This window comes from Mycetocola miduiensis, from assembly GCF_900115155.1.
Lineage (GTDB): Bacteria > Actinomycetota > Actinomycetes > Actinomycetales > Microbacteriaceae > Mycetocola_A > Mycetocola_A miduiensis.
On sequence record NZ_FOVM01000001.1, the window covers coordinates 369,945 to 381,293 of the forward strand.

Below are 11,349 nucleotides of genomic sequence, written 5' to 3' on the forward strand. Positions count from 1 at the left end.
GGGTTCCCTCCCACGTAAGGATGATGACGTCCATGCCGGTACTCTCCGACCCTTCCCTCCAGCTCTACACGGTGCGGGATGCCCTCGCCGCCGACTTCGACGGAACGATGAAACGTATCGCCGACATCGGCTACAGACGTGTGGAGCCGTTCAATTTCGTCGACACCGCCGACGCACTCGTAAGAACCCTCGGCGAGACGGGCCTCACCGCGCCGTCCACCCACGTTGGGCTCCTCGGGATGGAGGACCAACGGCCGGCATTCGAGGCAGCCGTCCGACTCGGCATCGGGATCGTCGTCGACCCGCACGTCGAACCGGCGAAGTGGAGCATGGTCGACGACGTCGCCGCTACAGCTGAGAAGCTCAACGCGGCCGCCCGCCTCGCGGCGGACTTCGGCCTGCGCGTCGGCTACCACAATCACCATTTCGAGCTGGAGAACCGGATCGGCGGGCGCCCTGCGCTCGAGTACCTCGCCGACAACCTCGACCCCGCCGTCGTGCTTGAGGTCGACACCTACTGGGCCCTGGCGGGCGGCGCAGAGCCGGTCGAGTTGCTCCGACGGCTCGGCTCGCGCATCGTCGCCATCCATATCAAGGACGGCGACGGCAGCCTCGACCCGAAAGCCCAGGTCGCCGTGGGCTCAGGAACCCTGCCGATCCCCTCGATCGTCGACGCGGTCGAGCACCTGGAGATCGGGGTCGTCGAACTCGATGACTTCGACGGCGACGTGTTCGATGCGGTGCGCGACAGCTACGCCTTCCTCACCGGCAACGGAAACGCCCGATGAGCGGCACCGGGCCCGTCGGCATCGGAATCGTTGGCGCCGGCGTGATCAGCGAAACGTACCTCAAAAATCTCACGTCCTTCCCGGATGTCACCGTGCACGCAATCGGCGACCTGTTGGAGGACTCCGCGAGAAAACGCGCCGAACAGTTCGGGATCGCGTCGAGCGGCGACGTCGCGAGCGTGATCTCTCACCCCGATGTGGAGATCGTCGTCAACCTCACGATCCCGACCGCGCATGTCCCTGTCGCCCTCAAGGCTGTCGCCGCCGGTAAGCACGTTCTCAGCGAGAAGCCGTTCTCGCTCGATCGCCAGAGCGGGGAACTGCTCCTCGCGGCGGCAGCGGATGCCGGCGTGCGCGTTGGGTGCGCCCCCGACACATTCCTCGGGGCCGGGCTCCAGGCCGCATTCCGCGCCATCCAGGACGGTCGGATCGGGACCCCGCTGACCGCGCTGACCCTGATGCAGTCCCCCGGCCCCGAGTCGTGGCATCCGAATCCCGCGTTCCTCTTCCAGGAGGGCGCCGGCCCGCTCTTCGACATCGGGCCGTACTACCTCACCGCTCTGGTGCAGACCTTCGGGTCGATCGCCCGGGTCGCGGCGTCGGGCTCAACGGCGCACCCCCGGCGCACCATCGGCTCGGGCCCGAAAGCCGGTGAGCAGTTCGATGTGACCGTGCCATCGCATGTCGGCGCGCTGCTGGAATTCGCCGCAGGCGGCTCAGGGCAGAGCATTTGGAGCTTCGACTCCGCGCTGAGCCGTCACGGTTTCGTCGAGATCGCCGGCACGGAAGGAACCCTCGTACTCCCAGACCCCAACTTCTTCGACGGCGATGTGCTGATCCACCGCCGTGGTTCCGACGGCGCCGAAGTCCTCACCTCGACGGTGGCGACGTCAACGCGGGGAACCGGCGTGTTGGAGCTGGCCCGGGCTATCCGGGAGGACCGGCCGCACCGGGCATCCGGCGAGCTCGCCTTCCACGTCGTCGACGCCATGGTCTCGATTGCTGAATCCGTCGACACCGGAGAGTTCGTCCGCGTCGAAAGCTCCGCCCCGACAACCCCGCCGCTTCCGGCGGACTGGGACCCCCTTGCCCGAACGGTGTGAGCAGGCAGACCGCTATTGCGTTTCGAGGCGCCGGCGCTCAGCCTCGGCTTGCAGCTTCTCGATTCGGGCCTGCTTCTCGTAGAACTCGATCTCGCGCTCGACGCGCCGAAGCTGCTCCTCGGTCGATTCTTCCCTTCGATGGTCAACGCGAGTCGGCTCCGGATGCTGCACCGTTCGGACGCGAAAGGAGCCGACGGTCGCGGTGTACTCGCGGCCGACAAGAAACCACAGAAAGCTGCCGATGAAGGGCAGGAAGACGACGAGCAGGACCCACACCAGTTTGGGCAGATGCTTCACCTGATCTTCGGATCGAGTGATGATGTCGACGAGCGCACCGATGACGAGCACAAGGGTCAGGGCCGATACGACGACGTACATGCGGCACAGTCTATTGACACACCATCCTCCGCGGGCAAGTAAGTTAGCAGGGACGCCGTCGAGCGCGATGCGGCCCCTCCATGCATCATTCCTCCCGCCGCTCAGCGTGCTCCCACGTTCACCTGACATCTGGATACTCATGACTCCTGCCACCACCCGCCTCTCGATCGACGGCGGCCAGACCGGCACCCGGCTGCGACTCAGCGACAGCGGCGGCATTCTCACCGAAACCGAAGGGCCCGGCGTCCTGACCGACCGCCCGGTCGTCGACCAGCTCACCGAGCTCGCCGAGCAGCTGGCGACAGCCACCGGGCACCGCATCGACGAACTCGCCGTCGGCACGTCAGGCCTCACCCCGGCCGCGGCGAACCCCAAAGCCCTGCTCGCGGCGACGCGGGATCTGGGGGTCCGACGCGTGGCGCTCGCTCACGACTCGATCACCGGCTACCTTGCCGCCAACGGCACCGAACCGGGCGTCATGCTCGCGGTGGGCACCGGCGTCGTGGTCCTCGCACTGTCGGAGTCGAGCGTTGCGAAGGTCGACGGGTGGGGTTCCCTGCTCGGCGACGCGGGAAGCGGGTACTGGATCGGGCGGGCTGGGCTCGATGCCGCACTGCGCGCATTCGACGGACGCGCGCCGCACACGAGCCTCGAAGCACGGGCAGTCGAACGCTTCGGCCCGCTCGACGAGGTCTACATGGTGGTGCAGGCGAGTCCGAAGCGGGTCTCGCTGATCGCCTCCTTCTGCCGGGACGTCGTGGATGCCGCTACGGCGGGCGACGAGACCGCCAACGGCATCATCACCGCGGCAGCCGGCGAGCTCGCTCACTCAGCGGCGAGCGCCCTATCGAGTGTCGGCTGGCAGGCAGGCCAGCCAGCCCGGGTCGGCGCCGTCGGTGCACTCGCGACCCGCGCAGCGCCGGTGCGGAACGCCTTGGCGGCGGCACTTGCCGCCCGTGCACCCGGGGCAACCCTGGCAGAGCCGCTCGGCCGCCCACTCGACGGCGTGCAGGCGCTCCTCGACCTCGCCGCCCTGCACCCGCTGAGCCCTTTTGTCTACCGCGCGCGGGTCGCCTCGAACAGTTACTAAACTTCCTCGCAAGAGTCCCCGCATCAGAAGGAGACCGACTGTGAGCGCATCCGGAGGAAGCAAGGCGATTCTCGCGGCGTTCCTGGCCAACGTCGGTATCGCAGTCACCAAGTTCATCGCGTTTCTGTTCTCGGGTTCGTCGTCGATGCTTGCTGAGAGCGTGCACTCGCTCGCTGACGCCGGCAATCAGCTCCTGCTCATTTTCGGCGGGCGCCAGGCGAAGCGGGCAGCAGACAAGGAGCATCCGTTCGGTTACGGACGGGAACGCTACGTCTACGCTTTCGTGGTCGCGATCATCCTGTTCTCGATCGGTGGTGTGTTCTCGATCTACGAGGGCATCGAGAAACTGCAGAACCCGCACCCGATCGAGGTGCCGTGGCTGCCCCTCGTCGTGCTGGCCATCGCGATGGGGCTCGAGTCCTTCTCGTTGCGCACCGCCGTCCGCGAATCCAACCTGGTTCGTGGCAAGCAGTCCTGGGTCAGCTTCATCCGCCGGGCGAAAGCTCCGGAACTGCCCGTCGTCCTGCTCGAGGATGTTGCCGCATTGCTTGGCCTGGCGTTCGCCTTCATCGGTGTCTCGGTCAGTGTGATCACCGGTGACGGAACCTGGGATGCCATCGGCACACTCTTCATCGGCACCCTCCTCATCCTCGTGGCGGTTGTGCTCGGCATTGAGACGAAGAGTCTCCTCGTCGGCGAGGGCGCAACCGACACGGACACCGCAGCGATCACCGCCGCTATCGAAGGCGGTGGTGAGATCGAGAAGCTCATCCACATGAAGACGCTTTACCTCGGCCCTGACGAACTTCTCGTCGCCGCCAAGCTCGGCTTTGCAACCGACCTGCCGCTGGGCGTCGTCTCCGGCTACATCGACGTGATCGAGCAACGCATCCGGGCCGCCGTTCCGGCAGCGCGCGTGATCTACCTCGAACCGGACGTCTACCGGCGCCCAGCCCCGGATGCCCCGGCAACGGAACAGATCGTTCTGGGGAGCGAAGACTGACCGGAACGAGCCCCGTCCCCGCCTCCCTGCAGAAAGACTCGTACTTCTCCCGGCTGCATGATAGGCATGAGACATGACGCCGCAGTTGAGTATCACCGGGGATCCTGACGCTGACGAGCTGCTCTCAGCGGATCCGCTGGCCCTTCTGATCGGCATGCTGCTCGACCAGCAGGTTCCGATGGAGACGGCGTTCGCCGGGCCGGCGAAGATCCGCGACCGGCTGGGTTCGTTCGACGCGGCGACGATTGCGGACCAGGACCCCGAGGCGTTCGTCGAGCTGTGCCGCACCCCGCCCGCAGTCCACCGGTATCCCGGGAACATGGCCGCGCGCATCCAGGCGCTGTGCCGCAGCCTCGTCGACAACTGGGACGGCGACGCATCCGCCCTCTGGACACGCGGCGACCCGGACGGGCACGAGGTATATCGGCGGCTCACCGCCCTCCCCGGCTTCGGCGAGCAGAAAGCGCGCATCTTCGTGGCGCTTCTGGGCAAGCAGTACGGCTTCACCGGATCCGGCTGGCAAGACGCGGCGGGATCGTACGGCGACGATGGAAGCTACCGGTCCGTCGCCGACATAGTCGACGCCGAGTCGCTCTCCCGCGTGCGGGAGACCAAACGTGCGGCTAAGGCCGCCGCGAAGAAAGCGACCTGAACACCAAACAGAGAGCGGGGACGCAATGGCCACACGGATGCTGGTCGGTGTCAAGAATGTCGACACCGGCAGGATGGCGGTGCGCTGGGCAGCCGAGCGAGCGAGTTCACGCGGCCTCGGGCTCCACCTGGTTCACATCGTCGACGAGGGGATGCGTCGAGCCGGCAGCACAGGGCTGCTGGATGCCGCTCGATCCGACGTGGACCAGATGCTCGCGTCGGCGGTGGAATTGGCACGGTCGGTGGCACCGGAGCTCGATGTGACAACGGAAACCCGGGTGGGGGACCCTCAGGCGGACCTCATCACTCTCTCGCAGGATGCCGACATGGTCGTCGTGGGCAGCGACTCGACCAGCAAGGACACGTCGCGCAGGCACGGCAACCGAGGCTTCCGCATCGCGGCGGCAAGCACCACGCCGGTGGCGGTCATTCCGGCCATCGACGTCGCCGGCCGCGAAGGGGTCGTCGCCGGGGTCGACGGTTCACGGATCTCCGATCGTGCCCTCGTGTTCGCCGCGGAGGAGGCCGACCGGCTCGGCCAGCCCCTCATCGCCGTGAATGCCTGGCCGAACCCGGTCGTCTACGGCTACGACCTGGCCTTCCCCGTCGAGTACGTCGAGGATCTGACCGAGATCGGCAACCAGACTCTAGACCGTGCGCTGGACAACGTGATGGGAGCGCATCCGAACGTTCCGGTACACCGGATCGTCACCGAAGGGGACCCGATCACGGTCCTCTCCGAGGTGGCGGAGGATGCCTCGCTCATCGTGGTCGGAAGTCACGGCCGGGGCGCGGTCGCCCGCTTCCTGCTCGGTTCCGTGAGTCACGGCATCCTCGCCCGGCTCTCCGGGCCGACGGTTGTGGTCCGCTGATCTCTCAGTCCGGGCGGTCGGCGGAGCGGAAGAAGGTCGTGAGCAACGCGGCACAGGCATCCGTTTCGACACCGGCCACGACCTCGACCCGGTGGTTGAGCCGACGATCCCGCAGAACGTCGTAGACGCTGCCCGCAGCGCCCGCCTTCTCATCCCACGCGCCGAAGACGACCCGGGGAATCCTCGCCGAGAGGATCGCTCCCGCGCACATGACGCACGGCTCAAGGGTGACGTAGAGGGTCACATCCGTCAGGTGCCAGTTCCCGGATGCCGCCGCTGCGGCCCGGATCGCCTCCACCTCCGCGTGGGCGGTCGGGTCCTTGCGTGCCTCACGCTCGTTGCGTCCGGTCGAGAGTAGACGGCCGTCGGTGCCGACGATGACCGCACCGACCGGGACATCTGATGTCGTCAACGCTGCTCGCGCTTCATCGAGGGCGCGGAGCATCCAGGTCTGATCGCTGGAATCGACGGGCAACGGCATGATCCTCCATCTTTGCGTCTCCAGCCTAGGCGGGCCGTCCATCCAAAGATCAGCCACCGTGGCTCGTCCTGCGAACGGTTTGACACAGCGTGTGCAGTCCCTGGCTTCGTCGACAGTGGATCCGGCCCTCACGCGGTAGGTTTAGACAATGCGAGTGCACGTAGCGGACCACCCACTGATCACCCACAAGCTCACCGTGTTGCGGGACCGGACGACACCCTCGCCGGTGTTCCGCGCCCTCACGGAGGAACTCGTCACGCTGCTTGCCTACGAGGCGACACGCAACGTGCGGACCGAGCCGGTCGAGATCGAGACCCCGGTCACCACAACGATGGGCCTTGCCATCAGCCAGCCGCGGCCCCTCGTCGTCCCGATTCTGCGCGCCGGGCTCGGCATGCTCGAGGGCATGGTGAAGCTTCTGCCGACCGCCGAAGTCGGCTTTCTCGGCATGGTGCGCAACGAAGAGACCCTTGAGCCGGCCACGTATGCGGAGCGCCTGCCCGACGATCTCTCCGACCGCCAGTGTTTCGTGCTCGACCCGATGCTCGCCACCGGTGGATCGCTCGGCGCGGCCATCGAGTTCCTGTTCGCGCGCGGAGCCGTCGACGTGACGGCCATCTGCCTGCTCGCTGCGCCCGAAGGGATCGCCGCCCTGGAGAAGGCCACAGAGGGACGCGACGTGACCATTGTGCTCGGCGCCATGGACGAACGCCTCAACGAGCACGGATACATCGTTCCGGGGCTCGGTGACGCGGGCGACCGCCTCTACGGTCTGGTCTAGAACGTCCTCTTCCACGCGGGCGGCATCCTGCATCGTCCGGTGCGAGGTTTTACTCGGTCGGTCATGGTCGCGTTTCGGCGACGACTCGCGCCACTGACGACCGAGCAGCGGCCCATCCAGCCATTTGAGACCGAGCCGCGACCGCTCCAGGGGGCACACGATCCCGTCGATCGCGCCCCAAAACGCCCCGCAGTTCCTTGCGCATCGGCAGATGCCGCGGCAAAGGGTCCGAAGATTCTTCTTCCCGACGGCATTTGTGACGCAAGATCTTGCATTTCACGCGATTTATCGTCATCCGGTGCAAAGATTTGACACACTTCGACGCGGTGCTGTTAACTTCTCGACATGACTGATAAAGCCTTCCCCTTGAGCTCCATCGAGCCTCGTGGAACTGCCGGCAAGATGATGGCCGGCAGCGCAGTCATGTGTTGTCGAATGTGTCGCTAACCGCGTAATCCGTCGCCACGCGCCCGCCGACCGATCTCGTCGTCGCTCGCGTCCCGGATGCCACACTCCGCATCCGTTCCGGCCACGCACAGGCCACATTCCGAACCGCCGCCACATCCGGCAAACGCCGAACCCGCACTCTGCGGGGCCGCGGTTCGACGCACCTCATCATCCAAAGGAACATCCTGATGTCACTCGCACACGCAACCTCATTTGCCCCCTCAACCACCCCATCGTCTTCGCCGTCGACCACTCCCCGGCTCCGGGCCGTTCCGGCGGGAACCGAAGCACGCGGCTTCGTTCTCTACGTCGGTATCGACGACGCCAAGGCGGCCGCCGCCGGCACGAGCCTCGGCGCGATCGTCCAGGCCCTCAAGGCACTGGCTGCGGACCTCGCACCCGAGTCCGAGACCTACGCCGCCGTCGCCCTCGCCCCTGAGGGCGCTGGGGGCCGCGATGTCGATGTCGTCCGGCTCGCCCTGCAGGACCCATCCGCGCTCGCGAAACACCGCCAGGCCGAAGAGGAAGAGGAGCTCGACCGGGCCCACTCCGGTGTCGTCATCGACATCTCGCGCAAGCGCCTCGTGCTGGACAACGAAGCGGTCAGCCTCACCTACAAGGAGTTCGAGCTGCTGCAGTACCTCGTGCTCCGTGAAGGCCGCACGATCGACCGCGCCGAGCTCATCTCGTCGCTGTGGAAAGCCGGAGACGAAGACGAAGTACCCAACGAGCGGACCATCGACGTGCACGTGCGCCGCCTGCGCGCGAAGCTCGCTCGGTACGAGGACATCGTGCGCACGGTGCGCGGCGTCGGCTACCGGTTCGACCGTCACGCCGACGTCGTGATCCGCCACTCGTCGACCCCGTCGCCCGACTTCGTTTAGCCCATCGCGGACGCCCCACAGGAGACAAGGGCAAGAACCCGCCTGTTTCTCCTGTTGGGCGTTGCCCGGCAGCATCATGCCCTGTTGTGCGCGCGAACCCCGCTCGCCGCGGGCCTCAGGCCGCGAGTTCCGCGAGCCGGGCGGCCAGGTACGGCGCAGTTCGGCTTTCCGGATGCTCCGCCACCGTCGCGGGGACGCCGGCCGCCAGGATGCGCCCACCGGCGTCACCACCTGACGGCCCCATGTCGATGATCCAGTCCGCGGTCGCGGCAACATCCATGTCGTGCTCCACGAGGACGACGGTATTTCCGGCGTCGACCAGCCGGTTGAGCTGCGTCATGAGAAGCCGGACGTCGGCGGGATGCAGCCCGGTGGTCGGCTCGTCAAGCAGGTAGAGCGTGTGGCCGCGCCTGGCCCGCTGCAGCTCGGTGGCGAGCTTGATCCGCTGGGCCTCCCCGCCTGAGAGCTCCGTTGCCGACTGGCCGAGGCGCAGGTATCCGAGTCCCACGTCGCCCAATGTCGTGAGGCTGCGCGCCGCCGAGGGGACGTCGGCAAGGAACGTCGTCGCATCGTCCACCGTCATGCCGAGCACTTCGGCGATGTTCTTTCCCCGATAAAGGATCTCAAGGGTCTCGGCGTTGTACCGCGCACCGTTGCAGACGGGGCACGGCGCGTAGCTGCCGGGCAGGAACAGCAGTTCGACCGTGACGAACCCTTCCCCGAGGCAGGTGTCACAACGCCCGCCCGCGACATTGAAGGAGAACCGGCCTGCGTCGTAACCGCGACCGGCGGCATCCGGAGTCGCCGCGAACGTCGCCCGCACCGCATCGAACAACCCGGTGTACGTGGCGAGGTTCGATCGAGGTGTGCGGCCGATCGGCTTCTGGTCGACCCGCACCAGACGGTCGATCCGATCGAGCCCGGTTACTCCGGCGACGGATGCTGCGGCGTCGACGGCATCGGTGTTGTCGATCTCGGCGTCTGCCGCATCTGACACAGGCTCTGCCGCCCCCGGACGATGCCCACCGAGGGCCGCCCGAACGGTGTCGGCAAGGACCCGGCTGACGAGCGTCGACTTGCCGGACCCGGAAACCCCGGTCACCACCGTGAGCACGCCGACGGGAACGGAGACGTCAAGGTCGCGGAGGTTGTGCCTGGTCACCCCGGAGAGCTCGAGCCAGTCCTCGATGGGGCGGGGTTCCGGTTGCACCGCCTGGATCCCCTGCTCGCGGGAGAGGAACGGTCGGGTGACGGATGCTTCGACCTCGGCGAGCCCCGAAACCGGGCCGCTGTAGAGCACCGAACCGCCACCGGAACCCGCCCGGGGGCCCACGTCAACCAGCCAGTCGGCGTGGCGGACCACATCCATATTGTGTTCAACGACGAAGACGGTGTTACCCGATGCCTTGAGCTGCTCGAGTACGACGAGCAACGGTTCAGCGTCGGCCGGGTGCAGCCCCGCCGACGGCTCATCGAGCACGTAGACCACGCCGAACAGACCGGATCGCAGCTGGGTGGCGATGCGCAGCCGCTGCATCTCCCCCGGCGAGAGCGTCGGCGTCTTGCGCGCGAGGCTGAGGTAACCGAGGCCGAGCCCACTGAGCACCTCGATCCGGGCAAGGAGGTCCGCGGCGATCGTCACGGCGACCTCGGTTACCTCACCGGATGACGCTGACGATACCGCCGCCGTCGCGGTACTCAGCCGCGCCGTCGGCCGGAGGACGTCGGCGAGGCCGGAGAGCGGCATCCGGTTGAGATCCGCGATCGTATGGCCGGCGAAGGTGACCGCGAGCGCCGCCGGGGTGTGGCCGCTGCCGCCGCAGAGGTCGCACGGGCCGGTGTCGACGAAGCGCAGCGCCCGTGCCCTCGCCGTTTCGCTCTTCGAATCTGCGAGGGTGTGCAGGATGTAGCTTTTCGCGCTCCAGAACCGGCCCTTGTACGGCTTCGCGACCCGGTCCCGCTGTGGTGTCACCTCGACGACCGGCTGTTCGTCGGTGGACACGAGCCACTCACGGGTGGCGCGGGGAAGATCGCGCCACGGGATGTCGATGTCGTGGCCGAGTTCCGCGACGACGTCCCGCAGGTTCTTACCTTGCCAGGCGCCGGGCCACGCGGTGATCGCTCCGTCACGGATGCTCAGTGACGGGTCGTGCACTGCTGACGACTCCGTCACGGTGTGTGCGATGCCGAGACCGTGGCAGCGTGGGCAGGCGCCGATCGCTGTGTTGGGCGAGAAGGCATCCGAATCCAGACGCGGGGCACCGGGCGGGTACGTGCCGGCGCGGGAGAACAGCATGCGCATCGAGTTCGACAGGGTGGTGAGCGTCCCCACCGTCGAGCGGGCACTCGGTGCGCCTCGGCGTTGCTGAAGCGCGACGGCGGGAGGCAGCCCGGTGATCGAGTCGACGTGTGGCGTGTGCCCCTGGGCGATGAGCCGCCGGGCATACGGTGCGACGGATTCGAGGAACCGGCGCTGGGCTTCGGCGAAGATCGTGCCGAACGCAAGCGACGATTTGCCCGACCCTGACACCCCGGTGAAGGCGACGATGCAGCCGCGGGGCACATCGACATCGACGTTCCGGAGGTTGTTCTCGCGCGCGCCCCTCACCCGGACGAAACCGTCGTCGGGCAGATTCACGGGAACGGGGGCGGGGTCCTGCAACGAAGTCGACACCGTCCCGATGTTATGCCGCGAGTCTGCGTGGACGCCCGGCCTTGCGACTCGAGCGGTTCTCTGCCAGACGTCAGGCGAAGCCCCATTCCGGGTCAAGTCGGTACCCGGCCATTGGACCTACCCCAAAGAGACGGTCCTGGCCGAGTAGTACGCCCTCAGGACGCGAACCCATTCGTGGAAGCTGATCCTCGCCAGCC

General features: G+C 67.1%; 11 protein-coding genes. 8 read left to right on the top strand and 3 right to left on the bottom strand.

The annotated features are described in order from the left end of the window. The first annotated feature begins 32 nt into the window (after positions 1–32). Positions 33–788 carry a sugar phosphate isomerase/epimerase family protein gene (locus BM197_RS01760; RefSeq protein ID WP_090708257.1) on the top strand — a complete coding sequence of 252 codons (756 nt, stop codon included), beginning with the start codon at positions 33–35 and terminating at the stop codon, positions 786–788. After that, a complete protein-coding gene (locus tag BM197_RS01765; protein WP_090708258.1) occupies positions 785–1,891 on the top strand; it encodes a Gfo/Idh/MocA family protein in 1,107 nt (368 codons plus the stop codon). Before BM197_RS01760 ends, BM197_RS01765 begins: the two co-directional genes overlap by 4 nt. A 12-nt stretch (positions 1,892–1,903) precedes the next feature. On the opposite strand, the gene BM197_RS16180 is transcribed toward BM197_RS01765, so the two are convergent. Further along, positions 1,904–2,269 carry a PLDc N-terminal domain-containing protein gene (locus tag BM197_RS16180; RefSeq protein WP_177216675.1) on the bottom strand — a complete coding sequence of 122 codons (366 nt, stop codon included), beginning with the start codon at positions 2,267–2,269 and terminating at the stop codon, positions 1,904–1,906. A gap of 139 nt (positions 2,270–2,408) precedes the next feature. Between BM197_RS16180 and BM197_RS01775 the strand changes: the two genes are divergently transcribed. The 4 genes from BM197_RS01775 (at position 2,409) to BM197_RS01790 (ending at position 5,885) form a co-directional block, all read left to right on the top strand. Beyond that, positions 2,409–3,359 (top strand): N-acetylglucosamine kinase, encoded by a 951-nt coding sequence (locus BM197_RS01775; protein ID WP_090708260.1) that lies wholly within the window; start codon positions 2,409–2,411, stop codon positions 3,357–3,359. 40 nt (positions 3,360–3,399) lie between these two features. Beyond that, positions 3,400–4,362, top strand: coding sequence for a cation diffusion facilitator family transporter (locus tag BM197_RS01780; RefSeq protein WP_090708261.1), 963 nt, complete (start codon positions 3,400–3,402; stop codon positions 4,360–4,362). Positions 4,363–4,435: 73 nt separating this feature from the next. Further along, a complete protein-coding gene (locus BM197_RS01785) occupies positions 4,436–5,014 on the top strand; it encodes an HhH-GPD-type base excision DNA repair protein (RefSeq protein WP_090708264.1) in 579 nt (192 codons plus the stop codon). A gap of 25 nt (positions 5,015–5,039) precedes the next feature. Continuing rightward, the gene (locus BM197_RS01790) at positions 5,040–5,885 is read left to right on the top strand and encodes a universal stress protein (protein ID WP_090708266.1); all 846 of its coding nucleotides are present in this window, start codon (positions 5,040–5,042) and stop codon (positions 5,883–5,885) included. 4 nt (positions 5,886–5,889) lie between these two features. On the opposite strand, the gene tadA is transcribed toward BM197_RS01790, so the two are convergent. After that, entirely contained in the window at positions 5,890–6,366 is a 477-nt protein-coding gene (gene tadA, locus BM197_RS01795) for a tRNA adenosine(34) deaminase TadA (protein WP_090708268.1), read from the bottom strand. A 148-nt stretch (positions 6,367–6,514) separates the two neighbouring features. Between tadA and upp the strand changes: the two genes are divergently transcribed. Continuing rightward, complete coding sequence (upp, locus tag BM197_RS01800) at positions 6,515–7,147, top strand: uracil phosphoribosyltransferase (protein ID WP_090708273.1); 633 nt, start codon at positions 6,515–6,517, stop codon at positions 7,145–7,147. A gap of 635 nt (positions 7,148–7,782) precedes the next feature. Continuing rightward, the gene (locus tag BM197_RS01805) at positions 7,783–8,478 is read left to right on the top strand and encodes a winged helix-turn-helix domain-containing protein (protein WP_090708274.1); all 696 of its coding nucleotides are present in this window, start codon (positions 7,783–7,785) and stop codon (positions 8,476–8,478) included. Positions 8,479–8,593: 115 nt separating this feature from the next. On the opposite strand, the gene BM197_RS01810 is transcribed toward BM197_RS01805, so the two are convergent. After that, the gene (locus BM197_RS01810; RefSeq protein ID WP_425435671.1) at positions 8,594–11,161 is read right to left on the bottom strand and encodes an excinuclease ABC subunit UvrA; all 2,568 of its coding nucleotides are present in this window, start codon (positions 11,159–11,161) and stop codon (positions 8,594–8,596) included. Positions 11,162–11,349 lie beyond the last annotated feature (188 nt).